Raw genomic sequence first — 22696 nt, forward strand, 5'->3', positions numbered from 1 at the left:
GTTCGCTTTGCGTTATTTATATGCGGGGAATTTGCGCCCGGTGCATGGCCTTGGGCTACTCAATTGGATCCGTGGCTTCCTGCAAAGATATTTTAATAAATCGTTAAAAATTATCAGTAATAGTTTTTACATGTATTTTGAGAAGGATTTGTATTTATGGAGAAAAAAATTTCAGATCATATATTTGAGCCCGTCGAAACAAAACAAGCCTATAAAGAGGTATCTGAAAAGATCAAGACCGCCATTTTCAATGGGACATTAAAGCCCGAAGACAGGCTTCCTTCAGAAATAGCCCTGGCCAAGCAATTTCAAGTTAGCCGCCAGACGGTACGAGAGGCACTCCGGTTGCTGGAAATGTCAGGTTTTATAACTATCCGCAGAGGCAGTGCTGGTGGTCCGATTATTGAAAAAACGGTCTTGCATGCTGTCAGTAATGCTTTGTTAAATGCTCTACAGATGCAGAATGTCACTTTGAATGACATTACTGTTGCAAGAATTGAGACTGAAAAAAGTGTCCTACGGTATGCGATCAAAAATGCTGATCAAGCGGATATCAATGCCCTTTCGGAAAACATTTCTACAGCAAAACGAAAGGTGGAACAAGGGATTACGGTCTTCCCCGATAATGTTGAGTTCCATATATTGTTGGCCAGAGCCTCGAAAAATCCTGTTTTTATTGTTGTGGTTGAATCTATTTTAGCACTTGGAGCTGAATATATAAGTCGGTTCGGACTCAATTTTGAAGCTTCCAAGAAGACCCTTGCAGAACATGAAAAGATTCTGAAAGCGGTGATTGAACGAAATACAGAAGAAGCGATCCGTTTGATTAAAGATCATTTACTCAGAATTGGACATCGGAATAAATCGACCACCGAATAACGCGTCTATGACATTCTTATCTCTTCAGCAAAACTGATACACCTGGGGTGATGAAAATTAATGTAGAATAGCCGATCTTATCAACAGCACTTCCATAACCGATTATATAAATGTTGATGATACCGGGGCACCTCACAATGGAAAGAATGGATACTGCACTCATATTGGCAATCAATATTTTGCATAATTTGAAAGCTCTGGCAGTAAAAGTTGGATAAATTTTTTAAAGCGTCTGCGCATAGAATTATGATGACTTCATCATTAATGTTGATGCAGGCCAAGTCAATATTTTTTTACACGGGCTTTGTTGGGTGCATGCAAAAAGAACCGTTCATAAACTGATCGGGTTTACAGAAAAGCACACCAAATTATTGGAAAACACAAACAGGGAAAAAATGCCGAGACAGCTTTACGAGCTTAAAAAAGAGCTGTAAAAAATTATAAACATCCTTTTGGGTGGGAATATCTGAACGATCGAATATGTCAAAAAAAATAAAATTCCTCCCTTATATGAAGTGATGGCATCTGAAATAAATAAAGCCGTCACATAGGTATATCCGTCTTACCCCTTAATTTTTGAGATCTTACAAAAAGTTTATACGTATAAAACCTAACAGTTCTCCATCTAAAAAAGCGTTACAAGCTCGAACAAAAACTTTCCAGCCCCGCTTTGGCAGTTTGGAAAAACATTCTTTTATAAACTCAACACTGCCATTATTAGAATATGCACTTCCTGTAGGGAACCAATTATGGAGGCATTCTCGGATTTTGGCGACAAAGCATAGAAGTAGGGAGGGGTAGCTTCGTTGCCTTTTTTTTAGTTGTACCCCTTAGCTGTTCTGGGGATAGGCTGCTCCGGTCTGCATTATTGATAACCTCCAATCTTGCCCGTCTTCGGGGAAGTGGTAAACTCATCTTTATGGTTTGATGTCGTAACTAACTAATATTTAATGTAAATATTTTTTTTCCAGATGACTTCTAAGCAAACAACATTAAATGTGCAATTATATCCATTTTTCTGTTGACAACCGGATAGAATTCAATTTAATCTGTCAGACAGATATACAATCTGACACATGGACATAAGCATTTTTCCTCTCCGGTTGAACGGGGGGTAAAAATAAAAAGAATGAGGGTCATTTTGTTTCGAAATTTAAAAGCGGAGAGAATTTAAAATGCATTGGGGAATGGTAATAGACTTAAAGTCATGTATCGGATGTAATTCGTGCGTTCTTGCCTGCAAGGCTGGAAATGGAACACCTAAGGGTATTTTCTGGAATAAAATTCTTGAAAGGGAAACAGGAAAATACCCAACAGCAATACGCCAATTCTGGTCTATGCGTTGCATGCAATGTGAAAATCCCGCTTGTATGGAGGCCTGTCCTACAGGGGCAACATATCAGCGTGAAGACGGAATCGTCGTGATTGATGCGGAAAAATGTGTGGGATGTAAAGCTTGCATGCTTGCATGCCCCTATGATGCCCGCTCAATTTGGGAGGAAAGAATCCCTTATTTCAAAGAAGGTGAAACGCCCTATGAAAAGGTGGTCTACAAAGAGCATGTGGTAGGGGTGGTACAGAAATGTGATTTTTGTTCCGATAGACTCGATCGGCAACTCGAGCCGCGTTGTGTTGAGACTTGCCCTACTGGAACTCTGATTTTTGGAGATCTTGATGACCCCATGAGCGATGTGTCAAAAGCGCTGGGCCATAGACGTCTCGCGTTCCGGCTGCATGAAGAGCTGGGAACATCCCCATCAATTTATTACCTCGGATATTAGTTTAAGGAGAAATATATGAAAACCAAGGAGTTCATCATAGGTACAAGATCCCAGCAAGAGTGGGGCTGGTTATTGATTCTTGATCTGTTTTTCAATGGAACCGGTGCTGGCTTGTTCCTGATAGCCCTGATGCTGGGGTCTTTGAAACATATGCTGGCAGGTGTGGCATTAGTTTTTCTGGCGACCATATTTCTATTCATTGAGCTTTCCAAACCGGCAAATGTCTGGCGAATTGTTTTAAAACCTGGAAGGTCATGGATATCAAGAGGTGCCATTGGCATTTTTATTTTCTTTGCTGCAAGCTTCCTTTACATGGCAGTTTTATCAATGCAGGGCAATGGGTCGGCAATTGATGGAACAATAACATTTGGTTCTAACCATGCGTGGCAGATGTTCATGGGTGTAATTGCGGGATGCGCTGCCGTATATGTAGCCGTTTATCATGGGTTTTTACTGGCCAGCATGAAGTCTGTACCCCTCTGGAGCAATAGGGTTCTTCCCGCCCTTTTCCTGGTGTATTCCCTTTTGGGTGGATTGGGTGTTTTGATGGTGTTTCCTTTTGCATTGGAACAGCAGGCACTGCTTTTTTCATTTTTCGCCAAAATATGGGTTGGTATAATGGTGTTTGGTTTGCTGATGATGCTTAGTTTTAGTTCAATAAAAACAATTACAGGGAAAGTGGGATCTCTTGATTCAGCACCAAAAAATTCTCTGCCGGTCGGTCATATCGCGCTTATACTGGCTACATCCATTTTTATCCCAATAATCAGTATGCTTTACTTCCAACAGGTGGGGGGATATTTGATTTTATTTCCGCTATCCGGATTGTCGCTCCTCTTTGGGGCTTTTTTGCTCAGATACAGCATTATTAAACTTGCTGTGCAAAGGTCTGCTGTTTAATTGGAAATAACATTCAATAAGGTTAAGGATTTAATAATACGATGAAAGATATGAATAAGAAAGAGGACGTTTGGATTCACACTTCTTGCGATCAATGCCTTGGAGAGTGCGGGATTATGGTACGCCGCGTTGACGGTATTGTCAGGGAGATAAAGGGCGACCCAGAATGTCCCAACAGTAATGGTAAAATATGCGGCAAAGGTCAATCAGCAATTATGCGTCTCTATGATCCAAATCGGGTTTTACAGCCGATGAAGCGCACCAATCCAAAGAAAGGGCTTGGAATTGATCCTGGCTGGGAAGTTATATCATGGGAGGAAGCCCTGGAAACGCTGACAAAAAAACTGGTTGAAGTTAGAAAAAAAGATCCGAGGAAACTGGTCTTTTCAACTTTTGATACTTATGCTTTGTGTCACTGGCTTCCATCATGGACCCAGGCCTTTGGAACACCCAACATCTGGATCGTCTATTTTTGCGGGCAATATCTACATTCTTCCATGTATATCACAAATGGTACATTTCATTGTGATTTTGATGCCAAATACTGCAAGTATCTCCTTTTGGTCGGAAATCAATCCGGCTTTGGCGCAGGTCTTGGTCCGAATATAAGTGTTCAGGCTGTAGCCGAGGCTAGAAAAAAAGGAATGAAAGTCGTTGTGATTGACCCTGTCTGTAATCAGGCCGGTTCAAAAGCCGATGAATGGGTGCCGGTTCTACCGGGTACAGACGCGGCCCTTATGCTTTCCATGGCCAATGTCATGGTCAATGAGTTAAAGGTTTATGATATTGATTTTATGAAAAAATACACCAATGCGCCTTACCTTGTTCAAAAAGACGGGACCTACCTGAGAATGAACGAAAAACCCCTGATGTGGGATCCGGTGGACGTTATGGCAAAGCCTTATGATGCTGATTTCAAGGATTATGCTCTTGAGGGAACCTATGATGTAGATGGGGTTTCGACGACTACCGCATTTGATATTTTAAAAGCCCATTTGAAACAGTATACACCGGAAAGTGTTACAAAAATAACCACAGTCTCGCCCGCGACAATTCGCAGAATTACAAAAGAATTCAGCGAGGCTGCGAGTATTGGCACAACGATTACAATTGAAGGAGTAGCCTTTCCTTACCGGCCGGTGGCTGTCAATATCTACCGCGGTGCAGGGGCTCATAAACATGGCGTTGCAGTTGCGCTTGCGACTCAACTTTTGAACCAATTGGCCGGGGCACTCTATGTACCCGGAAGCCACAGGGGAATCAATCCGGTCGGTCCTCGTCCGAACAGGGACGCACCTCCTGGATTTGATATCATGCCGAATTGGGGATGGAACTTTGATAGCTATGAAGGATTGGTCAGTCCCACTCCAGGACTCCCCAGGGCCCCGAATTACTATCACTATGTGGCCAAACGTCCCGAGACGGTCATGCTCAGAGAACTTTTTCCCCTTTCGAGTACTAGGGCGGCTCACGCAGTATTAACCAGTGCAAATCCGGAAAAATATAAGCTCGACTATCAACCCGAAGTGTTGATAAATTGTCGGCGAAATCCATTTGCAGGAGGGTTTGATTACAAAGTGACAGCGGAGGCTTTTAAAGCTTATAAGTATATCGCTGTCTTTGCCACTCACTTTGATAAACTTTCTGATTTCGCGGATCTGTTATTGCCGGAAGCAGTGGGAATGGAAAAGCTTGAGGCCTTTCCCAATCTCCTCAATTGGGGGCACAACGGACAAAGCGCTCAATGGTACTGGGGGATCAAACAACCGGTTATCGATAAACCCATGGGAGAAGCACGTGACTGGAGAGATGTCATGATGGAGGTTGCCGACCGAATGGGAATTTTGGAATATGTATATGATAAATTCAACACATCTAACTCTATTTCACACCATTTTTCAGACCGCTATAAGCTGGATGTGAAAAAAAAGTACACCCCTGAAGAGCTTTGCGACAGGCGTTTTAAAAGTCAGTTCGGTGAAGAAAAAGGATTGGAATGGTTTAAAAAGAACGGTTATTTAAAATGGACAAGAAATATAGATGAACAATTCCCGCTACCATGGCTGAAGGTACGATTTCCCATCTATCACGAACTTTATGTAAGAGCCGGCCGGGATATGGAAAAACTGGTCAAAGAAATAGACCTTAAAGACTGGGATCTTGAAGATTATGTACCGCTTCCCACATGGAAACCTTGTGATTCCTATGATCGCAGGGGAACCCATGACCTCATTGCCATAAATTTCAGGGTTCCCACCCATGCCCAGTCTCATACTGCCAATAATGCCTGGCTAAATGAAGTTGCTGAACTCAACCCCTATACACAAAAGATAATGATTTCCCCCGAAGCCGCAGCCAACAATGGCATTGAAGATGGGGACACGATATGGGTTGAATCCAAAGTGGATCGCGCCCAGGGGATTGTCAAGGTTACCGAATGCATCCATCCGGAAGTGGTGGGCATATCCAGCCATTTCGGGACGATTGCCAAAGGCAAACCCATCGCGTATGGGAAAGGCGTTCAGTTCAACCGGCTTTTGCCCGGCGATATGGACCCGGTCAGTACCGGGGTTGACGCGTGTGTCAGGGTCAAAATTTATAAAGCTGGCTGAAACAATTCCTTAACCTGATGATTATGGACGGAAGTGATATTTTTTAAGCACCATCCAGAAAGGAGAACGATATGGAGCATCATATCAGCAAAGTTAGAGACTGTGTAAATTTTGCAAAAGAGACTGGAAAATTTATCAACATCAGCAAGGCTGTAGATCCGCATCTTGAAATGGCTTCAATTATCAAGGCGTTTGACGGCGGCCCACAGATAACATTTGACAATATTAAAGGGTATCCCGGTTCAAAGGTTCTGGCCAACCTCATGGGTAACCGGGATATGATAGCCGGATATTTCAACACGACAAAGGAAAAACTTTCAGAGCGGTTGATCCGCTGCATGCTGGATCCCATCAACCCTGTCGTTGAAAAAAATCCTCCCTGTCAGGGAAATGTCATTGATAAGGATATTGATGTACTCGGGACCCTGCCGGTTCTCACCCATACTTCAATTGATCTGGGTCCGGTTATTACAAGCGGTATCATAATGGTGAAATATCCTGAGGAGATGGCCAAAGAGGCGTTTGCCTTCAACCTTTCCTATCATCGCCTCAATCCCAGCAGAGGGCCAGACTGGCTCACGCTTGCCTCTTTGTACAACCGGCATTTTCTGGATGTGCTTCATTATCATAAAAAACGGGGGGAAGAATATCCCATCACCATAAATATCGGATTAGGACCCGGCCTCAACGTCATGGCTGCGGGCGGAACCTTGCCCCAGATAAGGACCCGGGGACTTGATGATCTAAGGGTTGCCGGCGGACTGCAGGGTGAAGCAGTAAGAATCTGCAAGGCCAGGACTGTGGATGCCTATTGTATCGCAGATGCCGAAATCGTACTCGAAGGAAAGATTCTTTACGGAGAACGTGTTTTCGAATATGACAAAGAAGCCCACACTTCGAAAAATCCACCCTATTATTTCCCGGAATTCATGGGTTATGAAGGTGTTGCAGAAAAAGCCTTCAAGTTCCAGGTCACAGGGATAACCTATAAGAATTCCCCATACTATTTGTCTCAAATGGGTGATTCCATAGAAAGTTCAAACCTGGGTGCCATTGTTTCCGAAGCCAGTATCTACAATGCCTGTAAGAACCATGCGCCAGACAGTTTTATAAACTGCCATATTCCTGATCCCATGAAAGGTATTCTGGGTGCGGTTATTCAATGCAAAACCAATCATATTATGGAAACCGGCATCTCCCAGGGATTGATTAATGCAGCATTTGGTGCGATCCGAAATTTGAAAATGGTCGTAGCCGTTGATGAAGACGTGAATATTTATGATCCTGAAGATGTCCTATGGGCCATAAATCTTCGTACAAAACCGGATCGCGATATCAATATCATCAAAAAGGCGGGGCTGGGAGAACTCTTCGAAACCAGATGGTCGGTCGATACAACGGTTCCGTTTACAAACAAATGGCGGGCCAGGAGACCCGTATATCAAAAAATTAACCTGGGGGATTTTGTTGAAAAAACAGATGTTGAAAAGGGATTATCCTTTTTAAGCGATTCAGCAAGACGTAATACGTTGGCAAATATTATTAAACCTTTAACTTGAATAAATCATTCAAGGACATGAAACATGAAACATGAAAATAATTTGTTAAACAACTTTTTTTATCCAAAAAGTGTGGCAATTGTCGGGGCTTCGGCAGACCCCAAAAAATCGGGAAATGCTCTTGTAAAAAATTACCTGGATTATGGTTTCAAAGGAGAGATTTATCCCATTAATCCCAAAGCCGATGAAATCCTGGGACTGAAGGCATATTCTTCAATCCGAACCGTACTTAGAGATATCGATCTGGTGGTTTTCGCGGTTCCTGCCAAGGTTGTCGTAAAGGTAATCGAAGATTGCGCTTCCAAGAACGTAAAGGCGGTTGTGGTTCATTCTTTCGGTTTTGCTGAAAGTGGTCCTGAAGGTAAGGGATACCAGGACAGGCTTGTCGCTGTTGCACGGGAATCTAACATTAAAGTGGTGGGACCAAACTGCCAGGGTGTGATGTGTGTGGATTCAAAACTGCCTTGGTCAAGGAGAAGCACCTTCCCGGAACAGGCAGGACACGTATCTGTTATTTCCCAGTCCGGTGGCGGTGGCGGATCATTTGTCAATCTGGCCGATGTCAGGGGCATAAAGTTCAGTAAGATAGTTACCATAGGCAATGAATGTGATGCCTCGGTCATGGATTTTATTCAATATTTTGGCGATGACCCGCAGACAAGAACACTATTTCTTTTTCTGGAAGGATTCAGGGACGGAGAAAGGATATTGGACGTTGTCAGACCTGCCTCTGTCAATATGCCCATTATCGCCTACAAGACAGGCCGCACAGCGGTTGGGGCAAAGGCTGCAGCCTCTCATACCGGATCTTTTGCCGGATCCATTGAGGTATATGACGGTGTATTCAAGCAGACCGGTATTATTCGCGCAGAAAGCCTTGATGATGGACTCGATTATCTCGTTGCCTTTGAGAATTTATGGTTTGGCGATAAGCAGATACAAGGATATCGAGTGGGAATCGTTAGTGGGCCCGGAGGACCGGGAGTGGCAGCAGCCGATGCCATGGTGGAATCAGGTCTGTCGGTCCCCCCGATTGCTGAGGCCAGCAAGCAGCGCTTAAAAGAGGCGATTCCAGGTGCCACCGCGGCAAATCCAATGGATATGGGAGATTTTTCCCTAGTTGGCAAGCTAAAGGAGGAAGGGCCTTATTCCAGCATGTCCAGAATCATGTCCGAAGACCAGAATATTGACATACTGGTCGTCATCGGTCCAGGGGAGTTCAACCCCGAGGGGTTCAGGGATGAACTTTATAATATCAAGCGGTTTTGTGAAAAACCCTTGATTGTAATCTGGCCATCGGCCGGGGGAAACGTTGAAACATGCAAAAAAGAACTCAGGGAAGCCGACTTTGCACTTTTTGACACCCAGGAGAGGGGTGCCAGGGCTCTTGGAGCAGTAAAAAGATATGATTCATTACGTTCCCGAATAAAAAGGGAGGTTGAAGGTGCCTGATATGGAAATGATAAATGCGCTTATGAATAAAGTTATAAAATCAGATAGAGAGATATTATATCCCTCGGAATCAGATGCCGTGCTTGACTATTACAAAATCCCGCAGCCCAAGTGGATGACAACGGGGAATAATGTTGAACAGGCCGTGCAGGCAGCTGAGCAGATCGGTTTTCCGATCGCCCTTAAACTGATTTCTCCTGATATACTGCACAAATCAGATGCGGGGTGTGTAAAGCTGGACCTGAATAATTCTCCGGAAGTTGAACACGCGTGTCATGACATTCTGGAAAAGGCTGCCCATGCCCATAAAACCCCCAGGATTGAAGGGTTTTTAATTCAAGAGATGGTTAAAGAAGGGCATGAGGTCATTATCGGGCTGGCCCAGGATGTCACTTTCGGTATGATAATTGTGTTTGGACTGGGGGGTATTTTTGTAGAAATTCTCAAAGATGTGGCCATCAGAAAAGTGCCGATTACACCTGCGGATGCAATGGACATGATCGAAGAGATCAAGGGTTATAAAATTTTGAAAGGCGCCCGGGGAAAAGTGGTTGCCAATATTGATCTGTTAAAAGATATGCTGTTGAAAGTTTCCCAAATGGGAATGGAACAAAAACAGATAACGGAGCTGGACTTTAATCCGGTTTTTGTGGATTCTCACCGGGCCCTTGTGGCTGATTCAAGAATCATTTTAAAGGGCTGATAATGTACCGAACAATAGAAATAAATCTTACAACGGGACGGGTTTCACGAGAAGATCTACCCGAGGATACCCGGAGGCAATACCTCGGTGGTGCAGGAATCGGTATCAAACTTTTATATGAAGCGGTTCCTCCCCATACAGTCTGGTCCGATGAAAACAACCTACTGATCTTCGCAACCGGCCCCCTAAATGGTACCAGTGTTCCGGGCTCTGGTACCATCTGCGCCATAACCAAAGGGTGCCTCACCAATGGCGGTGCATCGAGTCAGGCCAATGGATATTTTGGCGCTTATCTTCGTTCTTTAGGAATTGATGCCCTGATCATCCGGGGTATTGCAGAACAATGGAAATATCTTCATATTCGTGAAAATAAGATCGAAATCAAAGATGCCAGGCATCTGATCGGAAAAGATACGATTGATGTGGAAGTGCAGCTCAAAGAAGAATTGGGCAAAAAAGAAAAAGATGCCAGCGTTTACAGTATCGGCCCTGCCGGAGAAAACCTGGTCAGGTATGCCATGATTTCCGGAGACCGGGGACATGTTATCGCCCATAACGGTTTTGGAACTGTCATGGGTTCAAAACGGTTGAAATCAATTGTTGTGGACAGGGGTCATGAAAAACCCTTTGTCAATGATCCAAAAGGGTTGTCCGCATTATCCAAAGCAATGGGCGAACAGGCCAGAGCTCATCCGGTGTACGGACGAATCCATAAATACGGTACTTCTATGCTGTGGCCGATGTTGGCAAAGAACGGAATTCTGCCGGTAAAGAACTTAACTACAAATATTTTTCATGGCAGTGAGAAATTTTCAAGAGAATACTATGGCCCTAACTATGAGATGAAACGTATCGGTTGCTGGGCCTGTTCCCTTCATCATGTTCAGCATATGAAAATGAACCGGGGTTTAGAAGGGCAGCAGGACATGAAAGATCCTGAATATGAATGCAGTGCTGCCTGGAGTTCCCTCATCGGAAACGATGATTTTGAGTCCGCGGTTTTCTTAAGCGACCTTACTGACAGGCTTGGCATGGATGCCAACGAGGCTGGGTGGGTTATTTCCTTTGCCATTGAGTGCTATGAAAAAGGCATCCTGACAAAAAAAGACACGGACGGAATTGAGATGACCTGGGGCAATGTTGAATCCGTTGAAAATATGCTTCTTAAGATTGCCTGCCGTGACGGTTTCGGGGATCTTCTGGCCCAGGGTGTCAAGCAGGCGGCCGAGACAATCGGCGGGGAGGCATTGAATATCGGTGTTTATCTGGAAAGAGGACACAGCCCCCGTACCCATGATGCCAGAGCCAGGTGGGGTGATATACTGGACTATGCCACCGGAAGTATGGGGACCAGTGAAAGCAATAGTGTTGCAAGTGATGATCCATTTAACCCCGGAAATGTCGCCCAAAGCGTTGTCAGCGGTAAGATACGCGAATTTGTAGATTCCCTGGTTGTATGCAATATCGCCACCATGAGTTATATGGGAACGGAAATCGGCAACCTTATCAAGGCATTAAATTTAGTAACCGGTTGGGACTACACTGAGGATGAGGCCGTGGACATGTCCCTTCGGGTCATCAATCATTTCAGGGTGTTTAACCTGAGATGCGGGCATCGTCCGGATCAGGAAAGACCTTCGGTACGATACAGTTCCACTGCAGTTGACGGCCCTGCCAAAGGGAAAGGTATAGAACACGACTGGGATGAAATTTTGGAAAAGTATTACAGGCTGATGGGATGGGATCGTGTTTCAGGACGGCCTCTGCCTGAAACGCTTAAAAAATTTGGACTTGAATATTTAATTGCAGATATTTGGTGAAAATGGGGATCCATTTTAGCGAAAACCGAATCTTCTTATTTCGGGTAATAAAGGTGCAATTATATCCATTTTTTTGTTGACATGAAGATATAAATCATATTAATTTGTCTGACAAATGGACATATTAATTTTTTGCCTCGTTCTTCGAAACATCAGCTAAAGCAAAAGGCATGAGGATTTAAATGGAACTCAAAATGAAGTTAGAAATAGGGTTTGTCTATCAGCCCTTAGGTATAATAATCGCTCAGATATTGGGGTAAAATTTTAAACTTTCGGCATGGTGAGAAAGCTTTAGCCGGTTTACTTGAGAGGAGAAATGGCAATGTATGTAAAAATGGTTTTTCTAAAACTAAAAGAGAATAATATTATCAAATTCCAAGACACATATGTAAAGGAGGTCATACCTTTGGTTACTTCTCATAAGGGCAACAGGTTCACTCATTTACTCCTGGATAGAGATAATGACAATGAAGCGATTTCAATTACAGCCTGGGATAAAAAAAAAGATTTTGAGGCGTATTTAAATAGCGGTGATTTTAAGAAAACTTCAGATAAATATTCAAGCATGTATATAGAGCCTCCAATTGAAAAATCATACGAAGTGGTTGCAAGCTCTGATCCATTAATTATTCGAATATTTTGAGAATTTTTAAATTAAACTGTTCCATGAAAAAGACTAACAGTATCTAATACACAAAATAAAATATTTGTATATAAATTGGTGAAAAATAGACATGAGATATTAACAACATGAAAATCAAACGATTCGCCAGACAAAAAATTTTAAAGGAGAAAAAAAATGGCAGATGAAAAATTTGACGTGGTCGTGATTGGAGGAGGGTCAAAAGCATTGGTCACAGCCCTTTACCTGCAGGCCTATGGCGGGATGAATGTATGCTTATTTGAGAGGATGCATGAACTTGGTGGCGCGTGGTGTTCATTGGAAAGGCTTGCTCCTGGTTTTATCGGTGATACACATTCCAGCACCATGTCCGATTGGTATTTTTTGCCACTTTTGTATGATTTTCCTAAGTTTGAAGAATATGGTGGGAAATTCTTTGGATACAAAGCCGGGTTGTCTCAGGTTACAAAGGGGAAAGAGGAGGATTCATTACTAATTTACTCACATTTTGATGATCCCAATGGAGAAAAAAGCGCTAAAGAAATTGCTAGATACTCCGAAAGAGACGCAGAAACTTTTTTGAAATTTGACGATATGCATTTTAGGGAAGGAAGAAGAGAAGCATTACTTGAAACTATATTTTCAATCGCACCCACACCCGATGAATTAGACCCATCTCAAAAGTGGATGAAGGAATACATGAAGCGCAAAGATGCCATTTTAGATCCTCAATTGGCGATGATGTGTATGATAGACAGCGGTAGGGCGTTGTTTGAAAATCAAGAATACAGAGCTTTGATGACCAGTGTGATTGCGAGGATGGACATTAGCCCTATGAAACCAATGACTGGGCTAGGGTGGTTTATTGCTCAAGGTAGAAGAGAAAATAATCGGGTTGTAGGCGGGACGCATAACATAGCCCATGCTGTTATTAGACTCTTTGTAGAAGCTGGAGGCAAATTCTACTCTCGGAAAGAAGTTGATAAAATTACAGTTGAGAATAAAACAGCAACGGGTATCCGCTTGACTGATGGTACTGAAATTGATGCAAAAATAGTGGTGAGTGGCCAAGATCCTTACCAATTGGCCAACAGGTTTCTTGGAAAAGATCATCTGGACCGAAAAGTATGGATGAAGGTTAATGCGCTTGATCGTTCGGAAAACATGATTAATTGGTATACTTTTGCACTTCATGAAATTCCGCATTATACGGCAGCTGCACGAAACCCGGACATAGATACGGCACAATTTGTACACATTGCCAATGGCGATGATAAAGAGATGGCTAAGGAGGCCTGCTTAAGGTATGCCGGCATTGAGCCCCCTTGTCCTCAGGTGCGTGTATGCCCAACCAATTCAGATATTGATCCGACCAGGCAACCGGAGGGGAAAGCTACTCTTTTAGTAGAAACACTGACGTTACCAAAAACAGCAAGAACTGAAAAAGAATGGCTTGATTACAAGATGAAGATGGCAAAACATATGATAAATGAAATTAACATCGCTGCACCCAATATTACCTGGGACAGCGTTATCGGGGTGGATACAAATTGTCCTTATGATATTGGGAATAGACATCTTAACATGGCGACAGGTAATCAGCTGGTGGTTGATCCGAATCCTGGGACAAGTGGAAAATTTGCGCCAATTATCGAATGGGCACAGCATAGAATACCAGGAATAAAAAATTTGTATGGAACAGGTTCTGCATGGTCGTCATTTGCTTCGGCATATTGTGGTCAAGGGTATAAATGTTACAAAGCGATTGCGGAAGACTTTAATTTGAGAAAACCATGGGAAGAAAAAGGACGTCCTTGGTAGGCTGATATAGCTGTGAAAAAATATAAATAAAGAAAATTAAAGGAGAACAAAATGATTCCTATTCGACCTCATATGACAACGTACCCGGAATTCGTGGATGAATCCGTAAAAAACAATAAAAAATACAATTACGATGTGGTGATTATCGGTGCCGGGCCAAATGGTCTATCGGCTGCTGCTTATTTGGCAAAAACCGGACTAAGAGTTATTGTTCTTGAAAAACGATGCGAAGCGGGCGGTGGTTTGGCCACAGAAGAAGTTACCGTTGCGCCACATGCCCATAACACACATTCGATATACCATCTTATGGTAGATTATGCACCGGTCTACAAGGATTTTAATTTATCAGAAAAATATGGGTTAAAATATGTACACCCCGAGTTACAGTTTGCGCTTCCTCTTTCAAATGGAAAGTCAGTGAGAATTTACACGGATGTGGATAGAACGTGTGAATCTTTTGCCCAATTTTCAAAAAAGGATGCTGAAACTTATCGTGAAATTTTTTATACTTTTGAAAAATATATAGATAAATTTCTTGCACCTGCTACATATGTACTGCCAATGGCCGCACCGCTTCAAGCCGCAAAATTAGATGCACACGAGTTGGGAAGAGAGTTGAACGAGTTTTCCTGGAAAAGTCCAAAAACATTGGTTTGTGATCTATTTGAAAATACGCATATAAAAGCATTGATGCTATATGTCGCAGCCCATTGGGGCTTGGAGCCGGATGTAGATGGTATTGGGTATCTTGCTATGTTGTATATGGGTATGGCCAACAAATATAAATTATGTGTGGGCGGTTCTCACATGCTGGCACAAAATATTCAAAAGGCTGTGGTTGAAAATGGTGGCGTTATAAGAACCAGTCAAGTGATCAAACGTTTTATTATAGAGGACGGAACTGCTAAGGGCGTTGAATTGATCGATGGAACCATTATTGAGGCAAATAAAGCGGTCATAAGCACAATAGACCCTATACAAACTTTTAATAAGTATACAGGGAAAGAACATCTAAATGAGGATTTTATTGAAAAAATAGACAATTTTAGATGGGATCATTGGAGTTTGTTAACAGTCCATCTACTAATGAATGATGCACCTGTTTTTAAAGATCCGGAAATCAATAATGCATTTGTGTATGCTCCTGTTGGAATAGAAACATATGAAGAGTTGTTGGAAATGTGGGAAGGTGTAAGTGGTGGTAACGTTTGGACTAAAGGATTTAATTGTTGTTTTCCGACTGTCCACGATTCCTTGCAATCCTTTGGGGGGAAACATACGGCAGTGATTTCACAAATAGCGCCATATGATTTAAAGGAAGGAACAGACAAATATTACAATTTCGAATATAAGCAGGAACTAGCCGCAAGGTGTATCGAAACGCTTGCAAAGTATACGACGAATATTAATAGTTCAAATGTTCTCTGGACAGCCACGCATACCCCTCTAGACATCGCAAATAAATTTCCGAATATGGTAAAAGGGTCCATAAAAGTTGGCGCTTATGAGCCACTTCAAATGGGATTTTTAAGACCTAATGAAGATTGTTCAGATCATCGGACACCAATAAAAAATCTTTATCTTGGTGGCGCGAGTACACATTCTGGTGGTTTAATCACTTTTGGACCAGGGTATCAGGTTGCCAATGTAGTGGCTGAAGATTGTGGGGTGGAAAAGTGGTGGTCTGAATTGGAAAATGTAATAAAAGCAAAAGATGAAGGATTATTGTAATGTTAATGAGATCAACAGGGTTGGGGCGGACCGAACTAGAAGGTCACGTCACCGGTATAACTGTTAAGGGTGATTATGTCATAATTGCCATGAAAACAACAGAGCCGGTGAAGTGGCAGGTAAGAATTGCTGCTGACTTGCCGGACCTTTTATCTATGGCAAGATTGCTGGTATTCTCCCTTAAAGGGATAAAATTTTTTATAGTTCAATTCTTTAAATCGTTGCTCCTGCCGTTTAAGAAAAATAAGGGACGTGTAAAGCCTGAGGACTTTTGAGTTGCCTTGGTTAAAGCTTTACCACTAACGGAATGGATAAATATTCGACTTTCGTCGTTATTTGTTATTGTATTTAAGAATATGGAGAGACTGATGAGACTTAAAGATAAAGTATGTATAATAACAGGTGCCGGGCAAGGCATCGGAAAATATTATGCAAAAAAGCTTGCAGGAAAAGGCGCCAAAATAGTTGTTGCTGAATATAATGAAGAAAGTGGTCAGGCTGCAGCCAATGAAATCACTTCAAACGGTAACGAGGCTTGTTTTATACAGACGGATGTTTCCAATGAGAATAGCACGATCAACATGGCAGAAAAGACCGTTCAAAAATATGGCAGAATTGATGTGTTAATCAATAATGCTGCCATTTTTGCGAGTTTGGGGTTCAAATCGTATGACCAGATTCCTGTCGATGAGTGGGATCGAGTAATGGCGGTCAATCTAAAGGGCTTATGGTTTTGTTGCAAAGCAGTAATTCCGTATATGAAGGAACAAAAAAAAGGGAAAATAATCAACACCTCCTCCTCCGCTTGGGATTTGGGTAGGGCACAGTATCTCCACTATGTGACTTCCAAAGCCGGTGTTGTCGGCTTTACAAGAGGCCTAGCAAAAGAAGTTGGGGATTGGGATATCAATGTGAATTGTGTTTCATATGCAGGTGTTATTACGGAGATTGAGCGAGAAAGCTATAATACTGATGCCCAACAATGGGTAATGAACCAACAGTGTATCAAGCGACCGGGGGCTCCAAATGAATTGGTGGGAACCATTATTTTTTTGGCATCAGATGATAGTGATTTTATAAGCGGACAAACCATACATCCAAATGGTGGATTTTATTTTCATTAAAATCGAATGGGTTTTGCTGATCAAAATCCTAAGCACGGTATAGGAGATGAAAATGGAAGGAACTTTTACAACCGATAGGTGTTGCATTAACTCCACACATTTCAAGGAGGCAGGCCCTAAGGAAAATTCACACTATATTTTATGGATGTGTTGTTAAAAGCGGCTTAAAAAACGGAGGACATAATTTAAAATTTTTTTAACGTTAGGTTGACCCCAAAGGTATATGAGAAATTATGGAAAATGGGAAAACAGCCTATGAGACATGATTATTTTTAATTGACTACATCAGGAGTGAATATTCATGGGAATAAAAAAATTAAGAGGATATACAGGAAAACTTTTAAGGGTCGACCTAACGGATGAAAGTTCAAGGATTGAATATATAGGAGAAGAAATATATCGAAAGTATATAGGCGGAGCCGGACTTGGGATAAAAATACTTTATGATGAAGTGCCACCGAAAATATCGTGGTCCGATCCTGGAAACAGACTTGTTTTTGCAACAGGGCCTTTAAATGGAACAAGCATCCCCGGCTCCGGGACAATATGCGCAGTGAGCAAAGGTTGTTTGACAAACGGGGGGGCATCCAGTCAAGCCAACGGTTTTTTTGGGGCTTACCTCAAATTGTCTGGACTGGATGTGGTGGTCATACAAGGTGCAGCATCAAATTGGAAATATCTATACATTCATGATGGGAAGGTTGAAATAAAAAATGCTGACCATTTGCTTGGTAAGAACACTGATGAAACAGAACAGGTGATCAAAGATGAATTTGGTAAAAAAGATAGTAACATTAGTGTATACAGCATTGGGCCGGCTGGAGAAAATCTTGTAAAATACGCCATGATATCTGGGGACCGCGGGCATGTTTTGGCACATAATGGATTGGGCGCCATAGCCGGTTCCAAAAAATTAAAAGCGATTGCAGTGGAACGGGGAAAAGCGAAAGTATTGATAAAGGATCCAACCGGTCTCGCAGCATTGGCTAAACAAATTAGCAAGCAGGCAAAAGAACATCCTATTTATGGACAAATACATAAATACGGCACATCTGTGCTGTGGCCTATGCTTGCAAAAAACGGTTTGCTACCGGTTAAGAATTTGACTACGAATATTTTTCCCCATCCTGAAAGATTTTCTAGAGAATATTATAAAGACAAGTATGAAATGAAGCGAATTAGGTGTTGGGCCTGCCCGCTTCATCATGTGCAGCATATAAAAATAAAAAAAGGGGATATTGATAAAGTAGGGATGAAAGATCCTGAATACGAGTGTTCAGCTGCTTGGAGTTCATTAATCGGAAACGAAGATTTTGAATCCTCGGCAATATTAAGTGATCTTGCTGACCGCCTTGGTCTTGATTCTAACGAAGCCGGGTGGACTATGGCACTGACGATCGAATGTTATGAGAAAGGGATCTTGAAAAAAAAGGATACTGACGGGATACCAATGAACTGGGGTAATGTGGAAGCTGTTAAGGAAATGTTGAAAAAGATCGCAAATCGAGATGGCTTTGGAGACATAATGGCTGAAGGCGTCATGCATGCGGCCAAGAAAATTGGTGGAGAAGCCCCTTCTTTGGGTGTTTATTTGAATAGAGGCCATAGCCCCCGGACTCATGATGCAAGGGCCCGGTGGGGAGATATGCTCGATTATGCAACAAGCGGGGTAGGAACTAGTGAAAGTAATTCTGTATCGATGGAGGAACCATTTTTGCCCCAAAATGTCGCTTTATCGGTTAAAAAAGGTAAAATAAGAGAATTTGTAGATTCTCTTGTTGTGTGCAACATTGCAACAATGACATATGCTGGAACTGACATAGTGACTTTGATTGAGGCGCTCAACTTGGTAACAGGATGGGGATATAGTTTAAATGATGCTATTGAGATGAGCGAGAGGGTTGCAAACCTTTTCCGGGTTTTCAATATCCGACATGGTCACAAACCAGAGCATGAATGCCCATCAGTTCGTTACAGTTCTGTGCCAGTGAACGGCCCCATGAAAGGAATAAATATTAGAGAACATTGGGAAACCATGATTCAGGAATATTATAAGCTCATGGGATGGGATCTGAAATCTGGAAATCCCTTACTAGAAACACTTGAACGTTTAGAACTCGAATTTACAATCACCGATATTTATTAACAGCAAGATACGAAACCGTTCCTTTAAAGGAAGCGTGAACAAAGGTAAGCATAAAGAGGATCATCTGATTTGGCTTAAAATCGTATGTGGTATTAATTGGGAAGAAATAATATATAGAAATATATTCCACGATAAAGAATTTGAAATTGAAAGGAGGTGAATAAGACCACCGGTAAGGTAGCAATGCTCTATAACTTTAAGCGGATTAACCTTAATGACAAGGAGATGTACCAAAATGAAAAGAAAACCTTTTATAGTGACCGTTTCTTTAATAATGACTTCTTTGGTGTTTGTACTGTTAGATTATAAACCATCAATAGCTCAGACAGTTAATTTGAACTACGCTAATTTTCCACCTGCCTCTACCTTTCCTTGTGTGCAAATGGAAAGATGGAAAACTGAGGTTGAAAAGCGTACAAATGGCCGTGTAAAAATAAACACTTTTCCTGGTGGTACGCTCCTGAATGCTAAAAATATGATTAACGGTGTAATTTCAGGCGTTGCTGATATAGGTTGCCTGTGTATGGCATACCAGCCTGGTCGTTTCATAGTAACGAACGCGACGGGGTTACCCCTTGGATTATCCAATGCCCGGATAGGAAGTCTTGTTTTATGGGAAATATATAAAAAGTATAAACCCAAAGCATTTTCAAAAGTTAAGGTGCTGACAATGTTCAATACGGCTCCTTCAAACATTATGTCCAAAAAACCAATCCGAACACTGCAGGATTTGAAAGGTTACGAATTGAGAGCTTCTGGTAATGCAGCAATTGCCCTTGGCCTCTGGGGGGGAGCTGCCGTTGGAATGCCAATGTCCCAAACACCGGAAGCATTACAGAAAGGTACCGTCCAAGGTTTGTTTACAGCGCTTGAGGTTATGAAAGATTTTAAATTTGCAGAATATTTAAAATATGTAACAAGGACCGATACCCTTATGTATCCGTTTGCCGTCGTTATGAATAAAAATGCATGGAATAAGCTACCTAAGGATGTGCAAAAAGTATTTGACAACTTGAGTGCTGAACAATCAGAGTGGACAGGCAACTACATGGATAAACACGTCGAAGAGGCAATACAATGGTCTAAAGAAAACCATAATCTAGAAATCATACAATTACCAAAAGAAGAAAAGGAAAACTGGGATAGGATATTAGAACCTATGATCACTGACTGGATAGAAGAAGCAAAAGAAAAGGAATTGCCTGGTGAAGCAATTATAAAAGATATAAAAGCTTTTTCAACCCAGTTTAAATAGAAAAGGGGTTTATTTAAAAAAAGCAAAATGTTTATAGAATACGGCAGGTAGCTAATTTAAGGCGCTGTGTCAAAATCGTCCATGACAGAGTTGGGCAATCATAGGTATGAATAGCAAGTGCAAATAATGTATATTTTTAGTGGCCGATTTATTTATGTCTTTTTGCCTAAAGCAAACTAAAGTTTCTTTAGGCAAACGCTGATAAGATTCAGAAAATCAGGGGTACCGTGCGTTGGTTCTGTTTGCAGTCCTATTATTATTTTAACAGTATTTATATAATACTACTCAGGAGGGTAAAATGAAGAAATTTTTTTTCATTAGCCTGTTAATAGTGAGTCTAATCTTGTTTCCACTGATAATCTTGGCGGAAAGCGATATGGGCCAGGCCATTGTTAAAAATAAAGCTATCAACATCGTCATTTGCGGCAGTATGAAAGTCCTGCCTCCATTTATTGAAAATGCTGATTTTAATAAGGACAAGGTACGCTATGAATTTCATTAAGGCTCTAAATAGCAGGCTGAATAAAGTTTCATTGCAGATTGCCGGGTTTTTTTTGATAGCGATGATTCTGATTAGCTGCGGAAATGTTTTTTTAAGAATTGTTTGGATGCCTATTAAAGGCACATATGAACTGCTTGGTTTTTTTAGTGCCTTGGCTGCGGCCATGGCACTCGGTTATACCCAAATTAACCGCAACCACGTGGCCGTTGATATTTTGATCACACGGCTTCCCAAAAAAACAAGCAAGATCATTGACGGTTTCAGCTGTCTTATTGGTTGCCTGTTTTTCATTATTGCAGGCTGGCAAGTCTTTGAATGTGCGGAAATTTTACGCGAGTCCGGTGAAGTTACGGAAACACTAAGGATAATCTACTACCCCTTCACCTATGTTATGTCGATGGGGTTTTTTCTATTATCCTCAACATTGTTTGTCCAGTTTCTAACCTTGTTTGATAGAGAAGAAGGAGAGAAGTGAAATGGATTTGCTTTATGTCGGCCTTTTAGGAATAGTGATTTTGATTTTACTTCTTTTTGTTTTGGGCATGCCTGTAGGTTTTACTATGGCTGTTGTCGGATTTTTAGGTTTTGGGTATGTTATTTCCTTTGAAGCGGCTCTGGGTATGATCGGTACTGATCTATGGAGCACCTTTTCAAGTGACGGCTTTACAGTCATTCCCCTTTTTATCTTCATGGGGTTCTTGTCATTTAATACGGGAATTGCTGAACGGCTTTACCTTAGCGCATACAAGTGGTTTGGCCACTGGCGAGGCGGGCTAGCCATTGCCACCATCGGAGCCTGTGAGATGTTTGCCGCCATTTGTGGGTCCAACACGGCCACCGCAGCGACCATGGGTGCCGTTGCACTGCCGCAGATGAAAAAATATAAGTATGATATGGGTTTGAGCGCTGCTTCCGTAGCAATTGGTGGCGCCCTAGGAACCGTCATGCCGCCAAGCGTTGTGCTGATTATAATTGCACTGCAAACCGAGCAATCGATCGTAGATTTGTTTTTCGCCGGGATAATCCCAGCTCTACTGATGGGTCTACTGTTGATTGTTACAGTCTACATTCTGTGCCTATTTAATAAAAGCCTTGGCCCAGCGGGCCCTAAAACTTCATTTGGGGAAAAAATTCAATCTCTCTACTCCGTCGCGGAGGCTCTCGCCATATTCATCCTTGTTTTGGGAGGTCTCTATGCCGGCTTTTTTACACCAACCGAAGCCGGTGCCATGGGTGTATTTTTCACTTTGTGTGTGTCCCTCGTCGGTAAACGGCTCACCATGAAAAAGGTCATTGATGCGATGGATAGCACACTAAAAATATCGTGTATGGTGTTCATGCTAGTGTCAGGCGCCATTATCTTCGGTCGGTTCCTTGCCGTGACTCGCTTACCCTTTGAAGTAGCCAGTTTTATTTCTGGGCTCTCAATGCCAAGCTACCTGATTCTAACCTTTATTTTGATCATTTATCTGATTGGTGGGTGCTTCATGGATTCACTCGGCTTTTTGGTCCTGACCATCCCAATTTTTTTCCCCCTTGCAACCGCTTTGGGTTTTGATCCCATCTGGTACTCGATCATTCTAACCCTCGTTACGACCATGGGGGCAATTACCCCGCCGGTGGGGGTAAATATTTATGTCGTAAAGGCGTTGGACCCTGATATACCATTAGAAGATATTTTCAAGAGCATCAGTTTTTTTATGCTGGCATGCGTTATTACGATTATCATGCTATTTATTTTTCCGGATTTGGTTCTGTTTTTACCACGCATGTTAAAATAAATAGGATT

Annotated in this window: 18 protein-coding genes and 1 pseudogene; 18 read left to right on the forward strand and 1 reads right to left on the reverse strand. The window is 42.1% G+C overall.

Features of this window, described 5'->3' with window-relative positions; genetic code table 11:
- Positions 1 to 156: 156 nt before the first annotated feature.
- On the forward strand, positions 157 to 879 hold the full coding sequence (locus Q1Q15_RS07420) for a GntR family transcriptional regulator (protein WP_300458099.1): 723 nt from the start codon (positions 157 to 159) through the stop codon (positions 877 to 879).
- 611 nt (positions 880 to 1490) lie between these two features.
- Here Q1Q15_RS07420 and Q1Q15_RS07425 read toward each other — a convergent pair.
- Positions 1491 to 1697, reverse strand: a pseudogene (locus tag Q1Q15_RS07425) (IS1380 family transposase); the annotation flags it as partial.
- Between the two features lie 369 nt (positions 1698 to 2066).
- Between Q1Q15_RS07425 and Q1Q15_RS07430 the strand changes: the two are divergent.
- The 17 genes from Q1Q15_RS07430 to Q1Q15_RS07510 all read left to right on the forward strand — a co-directional run bounded on the left by Q1Q15_RS07430 (position 2067) and on the right by Q1Q15_RS07510 (position 22688).
- The gene (locus Q1Q15_RS07430; RefSeq protein ID WP_300458100.1) at positions 2067 to 2660 is read left to right on the forward strand and encodes a 4Fe-4S dicluster domain-containing protein; all 594 of its coding nucleotides are present in this window, start codon (positions 2067 to 2069) and stop codon (positions 2658 to 2660) included.
- Between the two features lie 15 nt (positions 2661 to 2675).
- Positions 2676 to 3560 (forward strand): NrfD/PsrC family molybdoenzyme membrane anchor subunit, encoded by an 885-nt coding sequence (nrfD, locus tag Q1Q15_RS07435; protein WP_300458102.1) that lies wholly within the window; start codon positions 2676 to 2678, stop codon positions 3558 to 3560.
- A 50-nt stretch (positions 3561 to 3610) separates the two neighbouring features.
- A complete protein-coding gene (locus tag Q1Q15_RS07440; RefSeq protein ID WP_300458195.1) occupies positions 3611 to 6172 on the forward strand; it encodes a molybdopterin-dependent oxidoreductase in 2562 nt (853 codons plus the stop codon).
- A 71-nt stretch (positions 6173 to 6243) separates the two neighbouring features.
- Positions 6244 to 7731 carry a UbiD family decarboxylase gene (locus Q1Q15_RS07445; RefSeq protein ID WP_300458104.1) on the forward strand — a complete coding sequence of 496 codons (1488 nt, stop codon included), beginning with the start codon at positions 6244 to 6246 and terminating at the stop codon, positions 7729 to 7731.
- A gap of 24 nt (positions 7732 to 7755) precedes the next feature.
- Positions 7756 to 9183, forward strand: coding sequence for a CoA-binding protein (locus Q1Q15_RS07450; protein WP_300458105.1), 1428 nt, complete (start codon positions 7756 to 7758; stop codon positions 9181 to 9183).
- 1 nt (position 9184) lies between these two features.
- Complete coding sequence (locus Q1Q15_RS07455) at positions 9185 to 9886, forward strand: acetate--CoA ligase family protein (protein WP_300458107.1); 702 nt, start codon at positions 9185 to 9187, stop codon at positions 9884 to 9886.
- 2 nt (positions 9887 to 9888) lie between these two features.
- Positions 9889 to 11706, forward strand: a complete 1818-nt coding sequence (locus tag Q1Q15_RS07460) for an aldehyde ferredoxin oxidoreductase C-terminal domain-containing protein (protein ID WP_300458109.1) — start codon at positions 9889 to 9891, stop codon at positions 11704 to 11706.
- 316 nt (positions 11707 to 12022) lie between these two features.
- Positions 12023 to 12349, forward strand: coding sequence for an antibiotic biosynthesis monooxygenase (locus Q1Q15_RS07465; RefSeq protein ID WP_300458110.1), 327 nt, complete (start codon positions 12023 to 12025; stop codon positions 12347 to 12349).
- A 156-nt stretch (positions 12350 to 12505) separates the two neighbouring features.
- Entirely contained in the window at positions 12506 to 14149 is a 1644-nt protein-coding gene (locus Q1Q15_RS07470) for an NAD(P)/FAD-dependent oxidoreductase (protein ID WP_300458111.1), read from the forward strand.
- A 51-nt stretch (positions 14150 to 14200) separates the two neighbouring features.
- Positions 14201 to 15880 carry an NAD(P)/FAD-dependent oxidoreductase gene (locus Q1Q15_RS07475; protein WP_300458112.1) on the forward strand — a complete coding sequence of 560 codons (1680 nt, stop codon included), beginning with the start codon at positions 14201 to 14203 and terminating at the stop codon, positions 15878 to 15880.
- Complete coding sequence (locus tag Q1Q15_RS07480) at positions 15880 to 16155, forward strand: hypothetical protein (protein WP_300458114.1); 276 nt, start codon at positions 15880 to 15882, stop codon at positions 16153 to 16155. Before Q1Q15_RS07475 ends, Q1Q15_RS07480 begins: the two co-directional genes overlap by 1 nt.
- A 93-nt stretch (positions 16156 to 16248) precedes the next feature.
- Entirely contained in the window at positions 16249 to 17004 is a 756-nt protein-coding gene (locus tag Q1Q15_RS07485; RefSeq protein WP_300458115.1) for an SDR family oxidoreductase, read from the forward strand.
- A gap of 301 nt (positions 17005 to 17305) precedes the next feature.
- The gene (locus Q1Q15_RS07490) at positions 17306 to 19150 is read left to right on the forward strand and encodes an aldehyde ferredoxin oxidoreductase C-terminal domain-containing protein (protein WP_300458116.1); all 1845 of its coding nucleotides are present in this window, start codon (positions 17306 to 17308) and stop codon (positions 19148 to 19150) included.
- Between the two features lie 235 nt (positions 19151 to 19385).
- Positions 19386 to 20405, forward strand: a complete 1020-nt coding sequence (locus Q1Q15_RS07495; protein WP_300458117.1) for a TRAP transporter substrate-binding protein — start codon at positions 19386 to 19388, stop codon at positions 20403 to 20405.
- A gap of 298 nt (positions 20406 to 20703) precedes the next feature.
- On the forward strand, positions 20704 to 20907 hold the full coding sequence (locus tag Q1Q15_RS07500; protein WP_300458119.1) for a hypothetical protein: 204 nt from the start codon (positions 20704 to 20706) through the stop codon (positions 20905 to 20907).
- Positions 20894 to 21382, forward strand: coding sequence for a TRAP transporter small permease (locus Q1Q15_RS07505; RefSeq protein WP_300458121.1), 489 nt, complete (start codon positions 20894 to 20896; stop codon positions 21380 to 21382). The genes Q1Q15_RS07500 and Q1Q15_RS07505 overlap by 14 nt, the downstream gene beginning before the upstream one ends.
- 1 nt (position 21383) lies before the next feature.
- Complete coding sequence (locus Q1Q15_RS07510; protein WP_300458123.1) at positions 21384 to 22688, forward strand: TRAP transporter large permease; 1305 nt, start codon at positions 21384 to 21386, stop codon at positions 22686 to 22688.
- Positions 22689 to 22696 lie beyond the last annotated feature (8 nt).

The sequence above is a fragment of the Desulfobacula sp. genome, from assembly GCF_030145145.1.
Classification (GTDB): domain Bacteria; phylum Desulfobacterota; class Desulfobacteria; order Desulfobacterales; family Desulfobacteraceae; genus Desulfobacula.

Excerpts from the sequence above, each read along its gene's own strand:
- Q1Q15_RS07420 (WP_300458099.1), top strand. The coding sequence starts at position 157 with ATGGAGAAAAAAATTTCAGATCATATATTTGAGCCCGTCGAAACAAAA.
- Q1Q15_RS07430 (WP_300458100.1), top strand. The coding sequence starts at position 2,067 with ATGGTAATAGACTTAAAGTCATGTATCGGATGTAATTCGTGCGTTCTT.
- nrfD (WP_300458102.1), top strand. The coding sequence starts at position 2,676 with ATGAAAACCAAGGAGTTCATCATAGGTACAAGATCCCAGCAAGAGTGG.
- Q1Q15_RS07440 (WP_300458195.1), top strand. The coding sequence starts at position 3,611 with ATGAATAAGAAAGAGGACGTTTGGATTCACACTTCTTGCGATCAATGC.
- Q1Q15_RS07445 (WP_300458104.1), top strand. The coding sequence starts at position 6,244 with ATGGAGCATCATATCAGCAAAGTTAGAGACTGTGTAAATTTTGCAAAA.
- Q1Q15_RS07450 (WP_300458105.1), top strand. The coding sequence starts at position 7,756 with ATGAAACATGAAAATAATTTGTTAAACAACTTTTTTTATCCAAAAAGT.
- Q1Q15_RS07455 (WP_300458107.1), top strand. The coding sequence starts at position 9,185 with ATGGAAATGATAAATGCGCTTATGAATAAAGTTATAAAATCAGATAGA.
- Q1Q15_RS07460 (WP_300458109.1), top strand. The coding sequence starts at position 9,889 with ATGTACCGAACAATAGAAATAAATCTTACAACGGGACGGGTTTCACGA.
- Q1Q15_RS07465 (WP_300458110.1), top strand. The coding sequence starts at position 12,023 with ATGGCAATGTATGTAAAAATGGTTTTTCTAAAACTAAAAGAGAATAAT.
- Q1Q15_RS07470 (WP_300458111.1), top strand. The coding sequence starts at position 12,506 with ATGGCAGATGAAAAATTTGACGTGGTCGTGATTGGAGGAGGGTCAAAA.
- Q1Q15_RS07475 (WP_300458112.1), top strand. The coding sequence starts at position 14,201 with ATGATTCCTATTCGACCTCATATGACAACGTACCCGGAATTCGTGGAT.
- Q1Q15_RS07480 (WP_300458114.1), top strand. The coding sequence starts at position 15,880 with ATGTTAATGAGATCAACAGGGTTGGGGCGGACCGAACTAGAAGGTCAC.
- Q1Q15_RS07485 (WP_300458115.1), top strand. The coding sequence starts at position 16,249 with ATGAGACTTAAAGATAAAGTATGTATAATAACAGGTGCCGGGCAAGGC.
- Q1Q15_RS07490 (WP_300458116.1), top strand. The coding sequence starts at position 17,306 with ATGGGAATAAAAAAATTAAGAGGATATACAGGAAAACTTTTAAGGGTC.
- Q1Q15_RS07495 (WP_300458117.1), top strand. The coding sequence starts at position 19,386 with ATGAAAAGAAAACCTTTTATAGTGACCGTTTCTTTAATAATGACTTCT.
- Q1Q15_RS07500 (WP_300458119.1), top strand. The coding sequence starts at position 20,704 with ATGAAGAAATTTTTTTTCATTAGCCTGTTAATAGTGAGTCTAATCTTG.
- Q1Q15_RS07505 (WP_300458121.1), top strand. The coding sequence starts at position 20,894 with ATGAATTTCATTAAGGCTCTAAATAGCAGGCTGAATAAAGTTTCATTG.
- Q1Q15_RS07510 (WP_300458123.1), top strand. The coding sequence starts at position 21,384 with ATGGATTTGCTTTATGTCGGCCTTTTAGGAATAGTGATTTTGATTTTA.